Annotated in this window: 16 protein-coding genes and 2 pseudogenes; 14 read left to right on the top strand and 4 right to left on the bottom strand. The window is 71.1% G+C overall.

What is annotated here, in order from left to right; translation table 11 throughout:
• The 4 genes from AB0M26_RS15825 to AB0M26_RS15810 form a co-directional block, all read left to right on the top strand.
• Positions 1 to 1,626 (top strand): WS/DGAT domain-containing protein (locus AB0M26_RS15825; protein ID WP_365260624.1); only part of this gene is annotated, 1,626 nt, incomplete at its 5' end.
• Positions 1,627 to 1,775: 149 nt separating this feature from the next.
• The gene (locus AB0M26_RS15820) at positions 1,776 to 2,897 is read left to right on the top strand and encodes a teichoic acid biosynthesis protein C (protein ID WP_365260621.1); all 1,122 of its coding nucleotides are present in this window, start codon (positions 1,776 to 1,778) and stop codon (positions 2,895 to 2,897) included.
• An 85-nt stretch (positions 2,898 to 2,982) separates the two neighbouring features.
• Positions 2,983 to 4,350 carry an FAD-linked oxidase C-terminal domain-containing protein gene (locus AB0M26_RS15815; protein ID WP_365260618.1) on the top strand — a complete coding sequence of 456 codons (1,368 nt, stop codon included), beginning with the start codon at positions 2,983 to 2,985 and terminating at the stop codon, positions 4,348 to 4,350.
• A 239-nt stretch (positions 4,351 to 4,589) separates the two neighbouring features.
• A complete protein-coding gene (locus AB0M26_RS15810) occupies positions 4,590 to 5,594 on the top strand; it encodes a sigma-70 family RNA polymerase sigma factor (protein WP_365260615.1) in 1,005 nt (334 codons plus the stop codon).
• A 91-nt stretch (positions 5,595 to 5,685) separates the two neighbouring features.
• On the opposite strand, the pseudogene AB0M26_RS15805 reads toward AB0M26_RS15810, so the two are convergent.
• Positions 5,686 to 5,805, bottom strand: a pseudogene (locus AB0M26_RS15805) (hypothetical protein); the annotation flags it as partial.
• A 277-nt stretch (positions 5,806 to 6,082) separates the two neighbouring features.
• Between AB0M26_RS15805 and AB0M26_RS15800 the strand changes: the two are divergent.
• The 3 genes from AB0M26_RS15800 to AB0M26_RS15790 all read left to right on the top strand — a co-directional run bounded on the left by AB0M26_RS15800 (position 6,083) and on the right by AB0M26_RS15790 (position 9,665).
• Complete coding sequence (locus AB0M26_RS15800; protein WP_365260612.1) at positions 6,083 to 6,487, top strand: DoxX family protein; 405 nt, start codon at positions 6,083 to 6,085, stop codon at positions 6,485 to 6,487.
• Between the two features lie 322 nt (positions 6,488 to 6,809).
• Positions 6,810 to 8,873 carry an RDD family protein gene (locus AB0M26_RS15795; protein WP_365260610.1) on the top strand — a complete coding sequence of 688 codons (2,064 nt, stop codon included), beginning with the start codon at positions 6,810 to 6,812 and terminating at the stop codon, positions 8,871 to 8,873.
• Positions 8,874 to 8,939: 66 nt separating this feature from the next.
• A complete protein-coding gene (locus tag AB0M26_RS15790; protein WP_365260607.1) occupies positions 8,940 to 9,665 on the top strand; it encodes an RDD family protein in 726 nt (241 codons plus the stop codon).
• An 18-nt stretch (positions 9,666 to 9,683) separates the two neighbouring features.
• Here AB0M26_RS15790 and AB0M26_RS15785 read toward each other — a convergent pair whose 3' ends face one another.
• Positions 9,684 to 9,977 carry a hypothetical protein gene (locus AB0M26_RS15785; protein WP_365260604.1) on the bottom strand — a complete coding sequence of 98 codons (294 nt, stop codon included), beginning with the start codon at positions 9,975 to 9,977 and terminating at the stop codon, positions 9,684 to 9,686.
• A gap of 322 nt (positions 9,978 to 10,299) precedes the next feature.
• Between AB0M26_RS15785 and AB0M26_RS15780 the strand changes: the two genes are divergently transcribed.
• On the top strand, positions 10,300 to 12,696 hold the full coding sequence (locus tag AB0M26_RS15780; protein WP_365260601.1) for an immune inhibitor A domain-containing protein: 2,397 nt from the start codon (positions 10,300 to 10,302) through the stop codon (positions 12,694 to 12,696).
• 127 nt (positions 12,697 to 12,823) lie between these two features.
• Positions 12,824 to 13,144, top strand: a pseudogene (locus AB0M26_RS15775) (hypothetical protein); the annotation flags it as partial.
• Positions 13,145 to 13,506: 362 nt separating this feature from the next.
• On the opposite strand, the gene AB0M26_RS15770 reads toward AB0M26_RS15775, so the two are convergent.
• Together AB0M26_RS15770 and AB0M26_RS15765 are read right to left on the bottom strand one after the other, a co-directional pair.
• Complete coding sequence (locus tag AB0M26_RS15770; protein ID WP_365260598.1) at positions 13,507 to 14,091, bottom strand: isochorismatase family protein; 585 nt, start codon at positions 14,089 to 14,091, stop codon at positions 13,507 to 13,509.
• A 287-nt stretch (positions 14,092 to 14,378) separates the two neighbouring features.
• Complete coding sequence (locus AB0M26_RS15765) at positions 14,379 to 15,707, bottom strand: nicotinate phosphoribosyltransferase (RefSeq protein ID WP_365260595.1); 1,329 nt, start codon at positions 15,705 to 15,707, stop codon at positions 14,379 to 14,381.
• 132 nt (positions 15,708 to 15,839) lie between these two features.
• Between AB0M26_RS15765 and clpS the strand changes: the two genes are divergently transcribed.
• The 5 genes from clpS (at position 15,840) to AB0M26_RS15740 (ending at position 19,454) form a co-directional block, all read left to right on the top strand.
• The gene (gene clpS, locus AB0M26_RS15760; protein ID WP_365260592.1) at positions 15,840 to 16,151 is read left to right on the top strand and encodes an ATP-dependent Clp protease adapter ClpS; all 312 of its coding nucleotides are present in this window, start codon (positions 15,840 to 15,842) and stop codon (positions 16,149 to 16,151) included.
• Positions 16,151 to 16,741 (top strand): DUF2017 domain-containing protein, encoded by a 591-nt coding sequence (locus tag AB0M26_RS15755; protein ID WP_365260589.1) that lies wholly within the window; start codon positions 16,151 to 16,153, stop codon positions 16,739 to 16,741. The genes clpS and AB0M26_RS15755 overlap by 1 nt, the downstream gene beginning before the upstream one ends.
• A 433-nt stretch (positions 16,742 to 17,174) precedes the next feature.
• Positions 17,175 to 18,638: an amino acid permease gene (locus AB0M26_RS15750; RefSeq protein WP_365260586.1), complete on the top strand. Its 1,464-nt coding sequence runs from the start codon at positions 17,175 to 17,177 to the stop codon at positions 18,636 to 18,638.
• Positions 18,639 to 18,778: 140 nt separating this feature from the next.
• Positions 18,779 to 19,204, top strand: a complete 426-nt coding sequence (locus AB0M26_RS15745) for a M67 family metallopeptidase (RefSeq protein ID WP_365260583.1) — start codon at positions 18,779 to 18,781, stop codon at positions 19,202 to 19,204.
• A 139-nt stretch (positions 19,205 to 19,343) separates the two neighbouring features.
• The gene (locus AB0M26_RS15740) at positions 19,344 to 19,454 is read left to right on the top strand and encodes a putative leader peptide (RefSeq protein WP_365260580.1); all 111 of its coding nucleotides are present in this window, start codon (positions 19,344 to 19,346) and stop codon (positions 19,452 to 19,454) included.
• Positions 19,455 to 19,478: the final 24 nt, after the last annotated feature.

The following is a 19,478-nucleotide window of genomic DNA, read 5'->3' as shown; positions in this document are numbered from 1 at the left end:
GTAGGTCCGGCGTGGGACCGGGGTACGGCCCAGGCGTCGGACGGGGGTACGGGTCCGGCGTGGGACCGGGATACGGCCCAGGCGTCGGACCGGGGTACGGCCCGGGACCACGACCGGGACACCGCGGACCGGTCCATGCCGCCCGTCGACGCCTGGCTGTACCGTCACCAGACCGACGGCGCCATGTGCATGACCATCGGGATGCTCGCCCGGTTTCACGGGCCGGCGCCCGCACTCGGCGAGCTGCGCGCCCGTGTACGCGAGCGCTGGTGCTGCCTTCCACGGCTTTGCGCGGTGCCCCTCGAACGCCCCTGGCCCCGCTGGTCGTCCGCCCGGCGGCCACCCGACCCGGACCTTCACGTGGTCGACCACACCGGGTGCGACCGGCAAGACCCCGATCAGGACCGTGGCGCCGACGACCGGGCTGACACACTCGTGGCCACCCTGCTGTCACAGCCCCTCGACGGCGCATGCGACGTCCGCGACTTCGACGGCTTCGACGACCTCGACGACCTCCACGACTGCAACGACTTCGACGGCAGCGGCGACCTGGCCGGCAGCGGCAGCGGTGGCGGTGGCGGCGACATGGCCGGCAGCTGTGACGGTCACGGCGTCGGTGACGGCGGCCGTGACGGTGGCGGTGACGGCGTCGGTGACGGTGGCGGCGCCGACCGCGTACCGCCGTGGCGCCTCCATCTCCTCCCCGCCGCCGACGGGTTCGCGCTCCTGCTGCGCGCCCACCATGCGCTGCTCGACGGCAAGGCCCTGATCACCCTGCTCCGCATCCTCCTCGACGGTCCCGGCGCGTACCCCCTGCCACCGGCCGCCGCGCACCTGGCCGAGCCCTTCGCCCTGCCCCCGGTCCCCCGCTCCGCCCGGCTCCGTGCCGCGGCCGGACTGCTCCCCGCGGGACGCCGGCTGCCGTTCCACGTGCGGGTGGGCGACGGACGGGCCCTGGCCTGGAGCGAGGTTCCTGTGACGGCGCTGCGCGAGGCCCGCCGGGCCCTGCCCGGTGACCCCGCCTCCGTCAACTCCGTGTTCCTGGCAGCCGTTGCGGCCGCGCTGGGCTCCACCGGCGCACTCGGCCCCCGCCCGGGTCTGCCGGGGGTCCGCGCGATGGTCCCGGTCGATCTCCGCTCGCCGCTGGACGAGGCGTTCCTCGGCAACCACTACGCGACGGTCCGCCTCCCGCTACCCACGGCCACGGCCGTCTCCCCGCAGGAGCGCCTCGCGGCCGTCGACGCCGCCTCGCGCCGGGCCGCGCGCCACGGGCTCGCCCCCGCCCAGGCCCTGATGGTGCGTCGAAGCTCGCGCCGTCGCGGCCCCGTACGTGACGCGTTCGCCCGGTACGCCGACTCCCCGCGCTACTCCTCGCTCCTCTGCAGCAATGTGCGCACCGGAGCGGCCGCTCTGGCTCTCGGCGGCGCGACGCTGGACCGGCTCACGGCCGTACCCGCCCTCAGTCCGGAGCATCCCGTCGCCCTGTCGCTGACCACGCACGGCGCGACCTCGGTCGTCGCCGTGCTCACCGACACCGCGCATGCCGCCCTCGGGGCGCTGCTGGCCGACCGCGTCCGGGACGAGGTGCACGCCCTCCGGGCGGCGGCCCTTGACCGCCCCGAGTGACACCGAGCCCCGGTAGGAACGCACGACTCAAGAGGCCCCTCCCGAGTCCCCCGGCCCGTACGGATGAACGTCCCGGCGTCCGGATGAACTTCCGGCGCCCCGCGACGCCGAGCGGGCGTGCGCACCGCCGCAGACCTGATAGTGCTCAAATGCGACGACTTGGGGATGCCGGGGACACCGGAGACGCCGGAACCGCCCGGGACGACGGCGGAGTGGCGGAGAAGAACAGCGGCCGTCGGCCGGCGGCGCCGTGCCGCCGTACGGTTCTCGGGCTCGCGGGCGCCCTGACGGCCTCGCTCACGGCTCCGCGGGCCGCCGCCGCGCCCCGGCGCCTCCCTGCCCAGGACCCGCCGGGCCCGCAAGCACCCGCCGCCGAGGCGCCGTTCGACCTGAGCCTCCCGTCCACCCGCTGGATCGCCGAGAAGCCGCTGCACCACACCACCGTCATGCAGTCGTTCGGATTCGACGAGAGCCGCCGACACATCTACGCGGTCCAGCTGATCTCGGGCGGTGTCCAACTGCCGGGCGAGTCCCGCGCGTACACCCATGCCGAACGCTCGCTCGCCGGTGACCTCTGCATGAACCGGCTCTCCTGGGACGGCACCCTCCTCGACCGCATGTACCTCAAGGGCTTCGGCCACGGCACCGTGATGGCCGTCGAGGACGCGCGCGCGGACAGCGGCCCCGTCACGCTGTGGACCGAGTGCGACGCCAACCCCGTGTCGGGCTACGGACGCGCGATCGGCCGCTTCCCGTACGCCGCGGGCACCGTGCTCCACAGCACCGACCCCGCCGTCTCGCTCCATTGGGCGCTGCCCGGGACCACCAACAACACCGCGGCCCTGGACCAGGACAGCCGTCGGCTGCTCCTGCGCTACGCGATCGGGGGGTTCCGCCGGTACGCCCTCTTCGACCTGGACGCCTTCACGGCAGGGCGCTACGTGCGGCGCGCCGACTTCGCCCAGCCGGGCACGGAACTCGCCCTGCCCTTCCAGGGCATGACGCTCCACGGCGACTACGCGTACCAGATGCTCGGCCACTCCCACGACCCCGACAGCCCGCCCCCGGACCGCGGCGACACCCTGCTGTACTGCATCGACGTCCGCACCGGGGAGGTCGTCCAGCAGGTGCGCTCCGACACCGTGTACGCGCTGAACCTGCGCGAACCGGAGGGTCTCGCGGTGCTCCGGAGCGAAGGCCCGCGGCTGTGCATGGGCTACGCCTCGGGGCCGGTCGGCGCACGCAAACTCTCCGTGTACACCCTGGAGTAGCGCCTCGCGCCGCGGACCGCGGAGGGCCGCGCGCGCCTCGCCTGTCGATCTTCCCACCCGGGCCCGCCGGTGCGAGGCTGGAACCATGGCTGACCTCATCGAGCGACTGCGCGACGGGCTCCCCGCCGAGGCCGTCCTCACCGACCCCGACGTCACCGGCTCCTACGCCAACGACATGGCGAGCTTCTGCGACGCGGGCGCCCCGGCCGCCGTCGTCCTGCCGCGCACCGTCGAGCAGGTCCAGCACGTCATGCGCACCGCCACGGAACTACGCGTCCCAGTGGTGCCGCAGGGAGCGCGGACGGGCCTGTCCGGCGCCGCGAACGCCTCGGACGGCTGCATCGTGCTCTCGCTCGTCAAGATGGACCGGATCCTGGAGATCAGCCAGGTGGACCGGATCGCGGTCGTCGAGCCGGGCGTCGTCAACGCGGCGCTCTCCCGCGCGGTCGCCGAGAAGGGGCTCTACTACCCGCCGGATCCCAGCAGCTGGGAGCAGTGCACGATCGGCGGCAACATCGGCACCGCCTCGGGCGGTCTGTGCTGCGTCAAGTACGGAGTGACGGCCGAGTACGTGCTCGGGCTCGACGTCGTCCTCGCCGACGGGAGGCTGCTGACGACCGGCCGCCGCACGGCCAAGGGCGTCGCCGGATACGACCTGACGCGGCTCTTCGTGGGCTCCGAGGGCAGCCTCGGCATCGTCGTCCGCGCCGTCCTCGCCCTCAAGCCGGCGCCGCTCCAGCAGCTCGTCCTCGCCGCCGAGTTCCCGTCCACGGCCGCCGCGTGCGAGGCGATCTGCGAGATCATGGCACGCGGCCATGCGCCCTCGCTGCTCGAACTCATGGACCGCACCACGCTCCGCGCCGTCAACGCCATGGCCTCCATGGGACTGCCGGAGACCACCGCGGCGCTGCTGCTCGCCGCGTTCGACACCCCGGACCCGGCGGCGGACCTGGCGGCGGTCGCGGAGCTGTGCTCGGCGGCCGGGGCAACCGAGGTCGTCCCGGCCGAGGACGCCGCCGAGTCCGACATGCTGCTCAAGGCCCGCCGGCTCGCCCTCACCGCGCTTGAGCGGGTCAGCACCGCCACGATGATCGACGACGTGTGCGTGCCCCGCTCCAGGCTCGGCGCGATGCTGGACGGCACCGCGGCGATCGGCGAGGAGTACGGCCTGACGGTGGGCATGTGCGCGCACGCGGGCGATGGCAACACCCACCCGGTCGTCTGCTTCGACGCCTCCGACCCGGACGAGTCGCGCCGCGCCCGCGAGTCCTTCGACCGGATCATGGCCCTGGGACTCGACCTGGGCGGCACGATCACGGGGGAGCACGGTGTCGGCGTGCTGAAGAAGGAGTGGCTGGCGAGGGAGCTGGGACCGGTGGGACTGGAGCTCCACCGGGGCATCAAGCAGACCTTCGACCCCCTGAACCTGCTCAACCCGGGCAAGATCTTCTAGGGCCCCGTCTTCGAAGCAGCGTCGTCCGATCGCCTCACCTGCGCGGTCGCGGACGGTTCTCTTTGCTGGGCGCACGGCTCCGCCCCTGCCCGGGCCCGTACCGCCGTACCGGTTCATGCGCGTCCGGTACGCATCCGGGTGGAGGGGTGCACTTCGTCTGGATAGGGTGCCCAGAGAGGCGGTTGAAAAGGCCGGAGCGCCCAGTGGGGCCGCGGCCGGAGCTCTACAGGGGCCCTCGCATGAGTGAAGCCGTACCCGCACAAGACACCACGACGCGCGGTTCCGAGGATGTGGAGCTCCGCCTGGAGCGGCACCGGACGGAACTCACCGGCTACTGCTATCGCATGCTCGGCTCGGCCTTCGAGGCCGAGGACGCCGTGCAGGAGACGATGGTGCGGGCCTGGAAGGCGTACGACCGCTTCGAGGGCCGCTCCGCCCTCCGGTCCTGGCTCTACCGCATCGCGACCAACGTCTGCCTTGACATCCTGGGCGGGAAGGAGCGCCGCACCCGCCCCATGGACCTCTCCTCCCCGCAGACGGCCGCGTCCCCTCTGGGCCCCCCGCTGCCGGAGGTCACCTGGATCGAACCGATGCCCGACAGCCGCATGCTGCCGACGGACGGGGACCCGGCCGAGGTGGCCGTGGCCCGGGAGTCGGTGCGGCTGGCATTCATCGCCGCGCTGCAGCATCTGGCGCCCCGGCAGCGGGCCGTGCTGATCCTGCGCGAGGTGCTGGCCTGGAAGGCGAGCGAGGTCGCGGAACTGCTCGACACCACCGTTGCCTCGGTCAACAGCGCCCTGCAGCGGGCGCGCGCCACGATCGCCTCCAGCGACATCGCGTCCACCGACACGGCCAGGCCGATGGACGAGGAACAGCGGGCCCTGCTCGCCCGTTACGTCGACGCCTTCGAGCGCTACGACCTCGACTCGCTCACCTCGCTGCTCCACGAGGACGCGACCCTGTCCATGCCGCCGTACGAGCTGTGGCTGCGCGGCCACCCCGACATCCTGGAGTGGCTCACAGGACCCGGGCACGGATGCCGCGGATCCCGGCTCGTCCCGGTCACGGCGAACGGTTCACCGGCCTTCGGTCAGTACCGGCCCGCCGCGGTGGGCGGCGGTCACGAGCCCTGGGCGCTGCAAGTGATCGAGGTCTCCGACGGCCGTATCGCCGGGCTGAATTCATTCCTCGACACCGCCCGGCTGTTCCCGCTGTTCGGACTGGCGCCCCGGCTCGACCCGTAGCCCGGGGCACGCGGGCAGGACCTCGTCCAGGCCCGAATGCAGCCAGCAGGCAGCGAAGCTCGTCGCGGACATGACGCAGCCGGATGCTCCGGCCCGTGCGTCGGGCGGTGAGCTGCAGGCGTGCCAGGGCTTCCAGCGTGAGCACGTCCGGTGCGAGGCGCGGCCCCACCTCCAAGGTCACCGTCTCGGCGTCGCTGCCCCGCAGAAGCACCCCCAGGCGCTCGCACAGCCGGGGCACGTGGGCGGCCGTGATCGGACCGTCAAGGGCGAGGACGATCGCACGTACCGTCGGCTCTTCATCAGGACCGGCCAAAGCCCGCCTCCCGTCGTGGTCTTCCCTAGTGGAGACCCGGCGGCGTCACTAAACTCATCGCCGCCCGGACCGCAGATGCGGTAACGGGGATGTCGCACCGATGAGTTCTGTGCCGACGTGCCGTCCAACTCCTCACCAGCACACCGGAACGTGACCGCCAACGGAGGAGCCCACGATGACCGATGCGACAGCGATGACACCGAGGCGGGCCGGTATCGCCCTACGGGTCCTGGAGATCGCCACCGCCGCTTTCTTCGTCCTCGGCGCCGCCCCCAAACTCACGGCCCAGAACCCGGTGAAGGAGACCTTCGACAAGATCGGCTTCGGCGACTGGTTCCTGTACCTCGTCGGGGGCCTGGAGTTGGCGGGTGCGGTGGCCCTTCTGATTCCCGCGCTGACGGGCCTGGCCGCGCTGGCGTTCCTCGGCCTGTTGACGGGCGCCACGGTCACGCACATCGTCGTGCTCGAGGGTGAAGGCGTCCTCGTCCCGGTCGTCGCGGCCGTGCCGGTCGCCTTCATCGCCTGGATGCGGCGCGAGCGCACCGCGGAACTGTTGCGGCGCGTGACGGACCGGGCATAGGGCGCGGCACGATCAGGGTGCGGCGATCCCCCTTGCCCCGGGCGGGAGTTGGGAGACCCGCCCGGTGGTCCGACGCGGCCGCGGTGCAGGGCGCCGGGCGGGCCGTTCGGGCGGGGACCGGGCGGGTACGCGCAAGGAGACCGGGCCGCACGACGGATCCGGGGCCTCTCCCGGGTCTGGTATGTGTGGACGGTGTGCTCCGGCCCGCGCACGCAGGAACGCGGGCGGTGACGGAGCCTGGTACACCCCACCGCGCGTGTGCGGCAGACTGCTCCTGCCCAACCGCACACCACGGCAGAGCAGATACGACGGGACACGGTCAATGAGCGCCCCTACCTCAGGATCCGCCGGCGGCAGCCCCGCCCCCGGCTTCTACCCCGACCCGTCCATCCCCGGCTACATCCGGTACTGGAACGGTGCCGCATGGGTCCCGGGGACGAGCCGGCCGGCCCCCGCCGACGGCGAGGCCATGCCGGGCGCGCCGGGCGGGGCACCGCCCGCCTCCACGGCGCCGGAGCCGCCGCGGGAGGAGACGGGGGACTCCTCCCCCGACGAGGGAGAGGGCGCGGGCGGAGCGCCGCAGGCCGGACCGGGCCGCGCGCTGCCCGAGTTGAGGCCCCGTGGCGAGATGGACGTACGCCCCTCCGATGGCATCGACTGGAGCGATCCCCAGCGCCTTCACGGCTCGCGCCCCGAGCCCGCTTCCGCCTGGGGCGCGGATGCCTCTCGCCAGTCGGGCTTCGGCGACCAGGACCGTGTGTCCTGGGGCGCGAACCGACCGGGTGATCTGCGGAGCGGCGGCGACGCCCGTACGGGTGGCGGTGACCCTGGTACGGGCAGCGATCCCCGAATCGGCGGTGATCCCCGAATCGGCGGTGATCCCCGTACGGGCGGTGATCCCTCTACGGGCGAGGCAACCGCGTCCGGCGAGCGAGGCGGGCCGGGCACCGTGGACTTCGGGGCCGGGCGGTCCTCCGTCGAACGCGACCGCGAAAGCGATCAGGGAAACGACCGAGGACCGGGCGCCGAAGGCGACCGCCCCCGCCGCGACGGAATGCTCGCCCTGCGCACCGATGCGGGCGACGGCGCCGCATCCCCGGCCGCGGATCCGGCGGCGCGCGGCGAGGCCGGTGGAGACGGCACGATGGCGATCCGCGCCGTACGCCAGGGGGCGGGCAGCGGGACGCCGTCGGTGCCCCCGGCGCGGGAGGGCGGTTCGGCCTCCGGGCAGTCCGGGCAGTCCGGGCGGTCCGGGCAGTCCGGGCAGTCCGGGCGTACGGGGCAGTCGGACCCGGTGGCCGCGGCGCAGGATGGGACGATGACCATCCGGGCGATTCCCGGCCCGCCCGCCGGTTCCTCGCCGTCCGCGGGACGGAGCGACGGCACGATGGCCATCCGCCGCACCCGGCGGTCCGGCACCCCGGGCGGCGGCATTCCGGCCCAGCCCGGCCCGGGATCAGCGCAGTCCTCCCACGGCCCGGCGCAGGCCCAGGCGCCCGGCCCGCACGCGAAGGCGCCCGGCCCCAATGCCCAGGCACCCGGCCCCAATGCCCAGGCACCCGGCCCCAACGCCCAGGCACCCGGCCCCAACGCCCAGGCACCCGCCCCCACGGCGGCCTCCCCCACGGCAGCTTCCCCCACGGCGGCCTCCGCCGCGGCGGCCCCCGGCGCCCGGGCCCCGCAGCCTTCCTCGCCCGCCCCGGCCGGTCCCGTGGGGCCGGTCACCCAGGGGCCCGCCGGCGGTCAGGCCTCGTGGTCGCAGCAGGCGCACCCGCTCGCGCAGCCGGAGGGCGGCCCGTCGGGCGGCGCGTCCGAGCCCGTCGTCCCCTGGCGGCCCCCGGCCGACGACCCGTTCCTACAGGCGGCGCGGGCCCAGGCGTCCGCCCGCCCGGCCTCCCTCGGCCGCAGGTTCGCTGCCCGGCTCATCGACACGCTGCTGCTGGGCGGCGCCGTCGGGGCCGCCGCCGTACCGCTGTGGACCAAGGCGTCGGACCACATCAACGACAAGATCGAGCAGGCCAGGCTCAGCGGCGAGACCGTCACGGTCTGGCTGCTCGACGGCACCACGGCCGTCCATCTCGGCATCGTGCTCGGCGTTCTGCTCCTCGGCGGCGTCCTGTACGAGGTGCTGCCGACGGCCAAGTGGGGCCGGACGCTGGGCAAGCGCCTCTGCGGGGTCAAGGTGCTCGGCATCGAGACCCACGAGCCCCTCGGCTTCGGTGCCGCCCTTCGGCGCTGGCTGCTCTACAGCGTCCTCGGGCTGCTCGCCGTCGGCATCGTCAATGTGCTGTGGTGCCTGTTCGACCGGCCGTGGCGCCAGTGCTGGCACGACAAGGCGGCCGGAAGCTTCGTGGCGGGCACGGGCGGCAGCGCCTCCGCGGGCTGACCGCCGGTCGCCCGAACGGCGCCTGCCGGGCTGCGGCCGTGGTCCGGCAGGGGTCGACTGGTGCGCATGAGCACCGATGAGCCGCCACCGGGATCCGGCGGGCCGCCGGAGGAGGATCCGTTCCGCAAGCGCCCGCAGGACGGTTCCGGATCCGGTGCCGGAGGGGGATCTCCGTACGACAAGGCACCGCCGCCCCCGCCCGGTGAGGGCTCTCAGCCACCTCCGGGCGAGGGCCAGGGGCAGTGGAGCGCGCCGCCGCCCCCGGGCGCACCTGGTCCCTATGGCCAAGGGCCGTACGGGCAGGCGCCGTACGGCGGTTCACCGTACGGCGCCGATCCGCTCGCCGGGATGCCGCCGCTGGCGAACCGGGGCAAGCGTCTGGTCGCCCGCATCATCGACGCCTTGATCATCTATGTCCCGGTCGGGGTCATCATGTACTTCGTCGTGGGCGGGTACGACCCCACGGACGCGGACGATTCGGGCCGGCAGGCCTCCGTCCAGGGCGTCGCGCTGCTCGCGTACCTCATCTACGAGGGGCTGATGCTGACGCGCTTCGGGCAGACCGTCGGCAAGAAGCTGATGAACATCCGTGTCGCCATGCTCGCGGACGGATCCATTCCCAAGGGTTCTGAGGGGTGGGTCCGCGCCTGCGTCTACACCGTTCCGGAGATCGTGCCGTGCTGCGGCTTCATCTTCTGGCTGATCAACGTGTTGTGGTGCACCTGGGACCAGCCGTACCACCAGTGTCTTCACGACAAGGCCGCCAGGACCGTTGTCGTGGAAGTGCAATAACCCACGGGGGGTGGGTTGTCAGTGGTGCAGCGAGTGCTCCTCGACACGGGAGCCGGAGGCGGAACGGGTGCGCGCCCGGGGCGCGGCGGCGCCGAGCCGCTCGCCGCGCTGCGCGGTGGCGGGCTGCCCGGGCGGGGTCGTGCGGGGCGCGGGCACCGTCAGGGCGACGAGGAGTCCGAGGGCCAGCCCGGTGAAGGCGATCACTGTCACCCCGAACCCTGAACGGGTCTGGGAGAGCAGGAGCATGGCCAGGGTCGAGAAGACGACGGTGGCCGAACCGTAGGCGAGCTGTGCGGCGGTCGGTCGCGGCATGGCGGGTTCCGTCCTCGGAGCTGATGCAGGGGTATGAGTGCTGTCTGCCCGAGGCTAACCGGCGGTAAGCGTGACCTTACCCACGCCCCCGGTGCACGGGGGGCGCACGGAGTCATTCGGCATTCCAACTGCCGAGACGGACGCGCCTGTTGGGGCGGTGACCAGGTATGACGACACCGCTGATCCTGCGCCCTCCGGATACCGGAAGGCATAAGCCAAAAAACGTACTCGCCTGGCGTGCGCAAGTCAAGATCTGTTTTTTCGGCCCAGTCTCCGGTCCAATGCCCCCTGACCACGCAGCAATCGGGGAGGGCACAAACAAGTGAAGAACGCGAAGAGCGGACGGCGGGCCATAAGATCTGCCGCCATCGTGACAGCGGTCGCCGCAATCGGTGCGGCCGCGCTGACGATCGGAGCCGCACAGGCGGAGGACCGGCCCGCGGACATCGAGCGCCGTGACCCGGCGCCCGCGAAGCAGAACGTCGAGCACGATCTGAAGGGCCCGTTCAGCGAGCGCCAGGAGGCGCAGCGCGAAGAGGCGCTCCAGCGGGTGCTCGCGGGGGATGCGAAGGCCACCAAGCGCGGTGCTTCCCAGGTCGTGAAGCTCGGCAAGAACAAGTACGTCGAGCTCGGCCGTGAGAAGACCGACAAGATCTTCACGATCCTCGTGGAGTTCGGCGACAAGGTCGACGACACGACCATGTTCGACCCCGACGGCTCCGGCCCCAAGCCGCCCGTCGTGAAGTACGGCGGCAAGCCCGGCCCGGCTCACAACGAGATAGCCGAGCCGGACCGTGCGGACGACAACAGCACGGCCTGGCGCAAGGACTTCAATCGCAAGCACTTCGAGGACATGTACTTCTCGACGGCGAAGAAGAAGCAGTCGCTCGAGAAGTACTACGAGAAGCAGTCCTCGGGCCGCTACTCGGTCGACGGCGAGGTCGCGGACTGGGTCAAGGTCAAGTGGAACGAGGCCCGTTACGGCTCGAACTACTGCGGTGACACCAACTGCGCCAACGTCTGGGACGCCGTGCGCGACGGTGTCAACCAGTGGGCCGCCGACCAGAAGGCCGCCGGCAAGACCCCGGAGCAGATCAAGGCTCAGCTGAAGAAGTACGACGCCTGGGACCGCTACGACTTCGACGGCGACGGCAACTTCAACGAGCCCGACGGCTACATCGACCACTTCCAGATCGTCCACGCGGGCGAGGACGAGTCGGCGGGCGGCGGTGTCCAGGGCGAGACCGCGCTGTGGGCGCACCGCTGGTACGCGTACGGCACCGACGCCGGCAAGACCGGCCCCGCGGACAACCAGGCGGGCGGCACCCAGATCGGCGACACCGGCATCTGGGTCGGCGACTACACCATGCAGCCGGAGAACGGCGGCCTCGGTGTCTTCGCCCACGAGTACGGCCACGACCTCGGTCTGCCGGACCTCTACGACACCACCGGCAAGGGCGAGTCCTCCGTCGGCTTCTGGTCGCTGATGTCCTCGGGTTCCTGGCTCGGCACCGGCAAGAACGAGATCGGCGACCTGCCGGGCGACATGACCGCCTGGGACAAGCTGCAGCTCGGCTGGCTCAACTACGCCAAGGCCAAGGCCGGCAAGAAGTCCACGCACGCACTGGGCGTGTCCGAGTACAACACCAAGCTGAAGCAGGGTCTCGTCGTCGAGCTCCCGGCCAAGTCGAAGACCACCACCATCGCCAAGCCCGCCGCGGGCTCCAAGCAGTGGTGGAGCGACATGGGTGACGACCTGAAGAACACCCTCAGCCGCCCGGTCGACCTGACGGGCAAGACCAAGGCCGAGCTGGCGCTCAAGGGCTGGTGGGACATCGAAGAGGGCTACGACTACCTCTACACCGAGGTCTCGACGGACGGCGGCGCGAGCTGGACCCCGGTCGACGGCACCGCCGACGGCCAGGCCATCCCGCGCGACGGCGGTGACAAGCCGGCCTTGACCGGTGTCTCCGAGAAGTACAAGAGCCTCGTCTTCCCGCTGGACGCCTACGCGGGCAAGAAGATCGACATCCGGTTCCGCTACCAGACGGACGGCGGCGCGGCCCAGCTCGGCGTCGCGGCGGACGAGATCGCGGTGACCGCGGACGGCCAGGAGCTGTTCAAGGACGGCGCCGAGGGTGACGACAACGGCTGGACGGCGAAGGGCTTCTCGCGCATCGGTGAGTCCTTCACCAAGGAGTACCCGCAGTACTACATCGGTGAGAACCGGCAGTACGTGTCGTACGACAAGACCCTCAAGTCCGGCCCGTACAACTTCGGTTGGGCCACCAAGCGCCCCAACTGGGTGGAGCACTACCCGTACCAGAACGGTCTCGCCCTCTGGCTGTGGGACACCTCCCAGGCGGACAACAACGTGGGCGTGCACCCGGGCGAGGGGCTGATCCTGCCGGTCGACGCGCACCCGAAGCAGGAGAAGTGGTCGGACGGCTCCCTGATGCGCAACCGCATCCAGGCGTACGACTCGCCGTTCAGCCGCTACGGCACCGACGGATTCACGCTCCACAACGACGGCAAGGCCGCCAAGGTCAAGTCGAAGAAGGGCGTCTCGGTCTTCGACGACCGCAACGGCGACTACTACGACGAGTCGAACCCGACGGCCGGCGTCAAGATTACTGACACCAACACCCGGATCAAGATCCTCAAGGAAGCCCGTGACGGCTCCCTCATGATCGTCCGAGTTGGGCCTGCGGCGAAGTAAATCGTTATCTTCGCAGGTCAGAGCGTATTCGGCCGCCGCCCTCTAGCGGGCGGCGGCCGTTCGCGTTTAGATGCTCTGGCAAGCTTTCTTATTGACACAACGTCTCAACGGGGGAGATCCGAGGCCAATGGCAGGTGGAGGATTCGTCAAGCTTCCGGGCGGCAGCGTGGTCGTCGCGCTGTCGTTGCCGCGGCCCCAGAGGGCGCCCGGTGAGGGCGCCCGGGACGGTGCCCGGGTCCGCGTGCTCGTGCACGCCGCGAACCGCGCACGGGCCCTGACCAGGCTCCGGAACCTCGGCCTGCGGGCGGTCTACCTGCGCGGCAACGCCGAGCCGCCGACGCCCGACGAGATCACCGCTGTGCTGCACCACCCCGACGGGCTGGTGTGGAAGGCGTCACCGGACGACGACACCGAGTCATGGCACCCGATCCGTACGCTGCTGCGGCCGCCGGCCCAGGTGCAGCGGCAGCACCGGACTCCGGCCCCGCCTCCGGCGAGCCCGCTGCCGGACCACATCCCCACGGGGTCGGCCTCCACGTGGGCCTGGGAGGGCATCCTGGCGGAGTGGTCCGCTGCGCTGTAGTCCCTCATGGCGGGCGCAGGCCGGGCTCTGCGGGGCGCGGGCGGGGTGCGGGGCCTCCCGGCGCGGGCAGGCGCGGCAGCGGTGGCACGGCGTTGGCACGGAGCCCCACCGCGGCTCTGCGGGGCGCGGGCGGGGTGCGGGGCCTCCCGGCGCGGGCAGGCGCGGCAGCGGTGGCATGGCGTTGGCACGGAGCCCCACCGCGCGGGTGGGTCGGTTGCGGGCGCGGGTCAGACGACCGGCTTGCCGCTGAGCTCCACGCCCGCCGCGCGCAGCTCTTCGAGCGTCCGCTCGGTTGTGATGTCCGACACACCGGCGGTCAGATCGAGCAGTACATGGACCGCGAAGCCTTCCCGCACCGCGTCCAGCGCGGTGGCCCGTACGCAGTGATCCGTCGCGAGGCCGACCACGTCGATCCCGGTCACCCCTCGGGCCCGAAGCCAGTCGGCGAGCGGTGTGCCGTGTTCATCGGTGCCCTCGAAGCCGCTGTACGCCGCGTTGTACGCCCCCTTGGAGAACACCGCCTCGATGGCCCCGGAGGCTATGGCGGGCGCAAGGTTCGGGTGGAAGCTGCTCCCCTCCGTGCCGGCTATGCAGTGCTGGGGCCAGGTGTCCACATAGTCCGGCTCCTTGGAGAAGTGGATGCCCGGTTCGATGTGGAAGTCGCGGGTCGCGACGATGTGGCGGTAGTCGGCACGCGACTCCGCGACCATGTCCGTGATCGCGGCGGCGACGTCCGCGCCCCCGGCGACTGCGAGGCTCCCCCCCTCGCAGAAATCGTTCTGCACATCGACGACGATGAGTGCCCGTTGCATGACACACGCCTTCCGGCTGGTGAGCGGCGGGGTGCGGGGGACCCCGCCTCCCGAAGGTGGAACTGGTGACACCGCACGGGAGAGGGCCGCCTCCCACACCCCCAAGCCTGCGGACCGCCTGTTTCTTCCCGCTGTGGGCGGGACCGAACCGGTACGGCGCGCCAGTACCGAGCCGGCATTCTTCCCGCTACTCCGCAAGGATCCCAGGCGGCACGTACGCCACTTCCGATCCCCGCCGCGGCGGGAACGCTCCATCCGGGCGGGGCCCTGCCCGCCGCGGGCCGCCGCTACAGGTACTCCGTGGGCAGCACCGGTTCCCCACGGGAGAGTTGCGTCGCCGACAATGGCAGGTTCCCCCGCGCCGCGACGTGGCGGTCGCGGGCGGCGGCCAGCGGCTCGCGACCGATGATGTCGCCGCCGCGGACGAGTTCCACCAGGAGGAGGTCGTCGGCGAGGTCGGCCGGGACCTCGCCCGTGCCGATGACCTCCGCCTCGGCCACGCCCTGCTCGTCCTTGCGCCGCGCGGCCCACTTGCGTCCGCCGACCGACGTCTTGCCGCCCACCGATTTCTTGGCCACCGGCACCAGCGGTGCGTCCGGAGCATCCGACTCCGCCCGCGCCACCAGCTTGTAGACCATCGAGCAGGTGGGGTGGCCACTGCCGGTGACGAGCTGGGTGCCCACCCCGTACGCGTCCACGGGGGCCGCCGCGAGCGAGGCGATCGCGTACTCGTCGAGGTCGCTGGTGACCACGATCCGCGTGTTCTTCGCGCCGAGGTCGTCGAGCTGCTGCCGCACCCGGTGGGCCACCAGCAGCAGGTCGCCCGAGTCGATCCGTACGGCGCCCAGCTCGGGGCCGGTGATATCCACCGCCATCCGTACGGCCTCGGCCACGTCGTAGGTGTCCACCAGCAGCGTCGTGCCCCGCCCGAGCGACTCGACCTGCGCGGTGAAGGCGTCCCGCTCGCTGTCGTGCAGCAGCGTGAAGGCGTGGGCGCTGGTGCCCACGGTCGGGATGCCGTAGCGGAAGCCGGCCGCGAGGTCGGAGGTCGAGGAGAAGCCGCCGATGTACGCCGCGCGCGATGCGGCCACCGCGGCCAGCTCGTGCGTACGGCGCGCGCCCATCTCGATCAGCGGCCGCCCGCCCGCCGCCACGGCCATGCGGGAGGCCGCGGCGGCGACCGCCGAGTCGTGGTTGAGGATCGAGAGGATCACCGTCTCCAGCAGGACGGCCTCGGCGAAGCTGCCCTCGACGCGCAGGAAGGGCGAGCCGGGGAAGTACACCTCACCCTCCGGATAGCCCCAGATATCGCCGCGGAAGCGGTGGTCCGCGAGCCAGGAGAGCGTCGCATCGTCGACGATGCGGTGGCCGCGCAGGAACTCCAGGGCGCCGTCGTCGAAGCGGAAGTTCTCCACGGCGTCAAGGACGCGCCCCGTGCCGGTCACGACGCCGTAGCGGCGGCCCGTGGGCAGCCGGCGGGTGAAGACTTCGAAGACGGACCGGCGCCCCGCCGTGCCCGAACGGAGCGCGGCTTGCAGCATGGTCAGTTCGTAGTGGTCGGTGAAGAGGGCGGTCGACGGCACATCCACCGGTACGCGCAGGTCCCCTGTGTTCATGGCAGGATCGTACCCCCATTACTCGTCACTCTGACGATTTCCCTCATCCGGCCCTCCGAGCCCTCTCCGGGCCGGTGCACTCGGCCGCTCACCGGGCGGCGGTTTAGGCGATGGCCCACCCCGGGTGGCAGCATGGAACGTGTGAGTGTCGCCCCCGTCGAGATCGAGCGCCCCGAGTCGAGCGAAGCACCCTCCGCCGTGCCGGAGCCCGACGTCCCGTGGGTGACGCTGGTGCACAACGACCCGGTCAACCTCATGAGCTATGTGACGTACGTCTTCCAGGCGTACTTCGGCTACCCCAAGGACAAGGCCCACAAGTTGATGCTCGACGTTCACCACAAGGGCCGCGCCGTCGTCTCGCAGGGCACCCGCGAGGAGATGGAGCGCGACGTTCAGGCGATGCACGGATACGGGCTGTGGGCAACCCTGCAGCAGGATCGCTGATGGCGGGACAATTCGAGGCCATCCCCGGTGGCGGGGCCGCCGTGGCGCTGGACGAGGTCGAGATCGCCATCCTGCGCAGCCTGGCCGTGCAGTTGATGGAACTGGTCGGCCCCGGTGACCAGCCCGCCGAGGGTGCGGACCCGCTCGCCGCGATCCTCTCGGAAGGACCGAGCAAGCCGCCCTCCGACCCTGCGCTGGCCCGGCTCTTCCCGGACGCGTACGGCGGACCGGAGGACAAGCCGGACGAGCAGACGCGTGCCTTCGCCGCGGAGTTCCGCCGGTACACCGAGAACGACCTGCGGGCGCGCAAGCGCGACGACGTGCTCGCGGTCATCCGCTCCCTGGACGCTCTCACGCCGGCCGGGGACGGCGGCGCGGTGCTCAAGCTCGGACCGGACGAGTCACCGCGCTGGCTGGGTGCGCTCAACGACCTGCGGCTGACCATCGGGACCCGGCTCGAAGTGGCGGACGACGACGACAACAACGAGCTCTACCGGCTACCGGACTCCGATCCGCGCAAGCCGATGGTGATGGCCTACCTCTGGCTCGGCGGGCTTCAGGAGTCCCTCGTCGAAACGCTCATGACGTAAGGCCGTAAGGCCGTAAGGCCGTAAGCCTCGCCGCGATGTGTGGCGGCGTTCACTTCCAGGCCGTTTTCCGGGTGTTCGCCGTACCCCTGCGTCTCCCCGGATGTCTGGCTCATGCAAACTGGTCGACAAACGTCCTCTTTGCGTTCGCTCAACGGACACTCAGATCCGGATAACGAATCAGCAACCGCCCCGGTCTTCTTGAGGGGCGGTTGAGTTTTATGTCCGCTTCTTCCTGTGATTCGCGCCACGAGAGTCTCCCCGAACCGTCGTTCGGTCCGTGATAGACCTGCACGACGCCTGCCGGGACAACACCCCTGTCCTTGCAGGGGTGCTGAGCCGGCTGATCGCCGGTATGCAACTCCATCCATTTCCGGGGGGTCGGGACCCGATCCGAGCCGAAAGGCCGGTCGGGCGTGGAGAAAGGCGCAGCATCATGACCTCAGTGCAGGTCGCGCGAGATGACAACAACGCTGACGGCAGTGGGGCCGCGGGCCACACCCCTGAAGAGGGCTACCAGCGGGGACTTGGCAGTCGTCAGGTCCAGATGATCGCCATCGGCGGCGCCATCGGCGTCGGTCTCTTCATGGGTGCCGGAGCGAACATCGCCAAGGCCGGCCCGAGCATCATCCTCATGTACGCCCTCGCGGGCGTCGTGATTTTCTTCATCATGCGAGCGCTCGGTGAGCTGCTCCTGTACAGGCCGGTGTCCGGCAGTTTCGCTGAATACGCCCGCGAGTTCCTCGGCCCGTTCTTCGGCTATGCGACCGGCTGGACGTATTGGCTGATGTGGGTCGTGACCGGTATGGCCGAACTCACCGCCGCCGCAATCTATATCAACTTCTGGTTCCCGGAGATCCCGCAATGGGTCAGCGCACTGGTCTTTCTGGTCGTGCTGTTCGGTGTGAACCTGATCTCGGTGAAGATCTTCGGTGAGGTCGAATTCTGGTTCTCGATGATCAAGGTCACCGCCATCATCGGCATGATCGTGATCGGTCTCGGCGTGCTCACCCTCGGCTTCTCCGACGCCGGTGACACCGCCGCAGCCAGCAACCTCTGGGCCCACGACGGCCTCTTCCCCAACGGCATCGGCTCCAGCCTGATGACCCTGCAGGGCGTCATGTTCGCCTACCTGGCCGTCGAACTCGTCGGCGTCACCGCGGGCGAGTCCGAGAACCCCGAGAAGACACTGCCCAAGGCGATCAACACCCTGCCCTGGCGCATCATCGTCTTCTACGTCGGCGCCCTGGTCGTCCTGCTCTCGGTGATCAAGTGGACCGAGTTCTCCGCCGGTGAGAGCCCGTTCGTGCACGGCTTCGAGAAGATGGGCATCCCGCTCGCGGCGGGCATCATCAACTTCGTCGTCCTCACCGCGGCCCTGTCGTCCTGCAACTCCGGCATGTACTCCACCGGCCGGATGCTGCGCGACCTGGCGTCCAACAGCGAGGCCCCGAAGGTCTTCGGCAGGCTCAACGCCCGTAAGACCCCGGCCGTCGGCATCACCGTCTCCGTCGCCCTCATGGGCATCGGCGTGGTCCTCAACTACGTCGTCCCGGAGAAGGCCTTCGGCTACGTCACCTCCGTGGCGACCGCCGCCGGTATCTGGACCTGGATGATGATCCTGGTCAGCCACATCCGCTACAGGCGGGCCGTGAAGGCGGGACGCCTGCCCACCTCCTCCTTCCCGGCACCGGGCGGCTCGCTCTTCAGCTACGTGGCGCTCGCCTCGCTGATCTTCGTGACCGGCCTCATCGCGTACGACTCGGAGGCCCGTGTCTCCCTGTACGTGGGCGCCGGCTGGGCGGTCTTCCTCGCCGTCGGCTGGCTGATCCTCAAGGCCCGCAATCCGCAGGTCACGGCCCCGGTCCAGGAGCGGCAGCCCGAGTACGTCTCGAAGTAGCGGCTGCGGCCCCACGCCCGATCCCGCGTTCCATCAGGCGGCCCCCGGACCCGGTCCAGGGGCCGCCCCCCGTTGCCCGCCCGTCGCCCGCCGCCACCCTCAATCGTGGCGCTGCGCGCCGCCCCTCATATTCTTTGGCCATGCTGACCATCACCCAGGACCTCCACGACCGGATCGTGGCGCACGCCCGAGCCGACCACCCCGACGAGGCGTGCGGCGTCATCGCGGGCCCGGCCGGTTCCGGCCGCCCGGAGCGGTTCATCCCGATGCTCAACGCGGCCCGCTCTCCCACCTTCTACGAGTTCGACTCGACCGATCTGCTGAAGCTGTACCGGGAGATGGACGACCGGGACGAGGAGCCGGTGGTGATCTACCACTCGCACACGGCCACGGAGGCGTACCCCTCCCGTACGGACATCTCGTACGCCAACGAGCCCGGAGCGCACTACGTCCTCGTCTCGACCGCGGAGTCCGGCCACGAGGAGGGCCCGGTGGAGTTCCGGTCCTTCCGGATCGTGGACGGCGCGGTCACGGAGGAAGAGGTCAAGGTCGTCCCGGCCTACTGATCCCGAGGCGGCCACCGGGAAACCGGAACCCGGGCACCGGGAACGCTGCGTCGGGACTGTTCGACGCTGTGTCCAAGAAGACGTCCGCATCGTGGGACCGGGTCCCGGAGGGCGGACAGGGAATCGTTACGATGAGCCCATGGTTGTGGAAGACGTGAGCGAGAGGACGCCGGGCACCCAGCTCGTGGCGCGGCTGCACGTCGATCTGTGCCGCCTCGCCAGCGCCATGTGTCCGCACACCGGCGCCTGACACACGACCGCTCGCCGCGGTGCC

Source organism: Streptomyces sp. NPDC051776, from assembly GCF_040681345.1.
Classification (GTDB): Bacteria; Actinomycetota; Actinomycetes; order Streptomycetales; family Streptomycetaceae; genus Streptomyces.
This window is presented reverse-complemented; position numbering and strand designations above follow the sequence as displayed.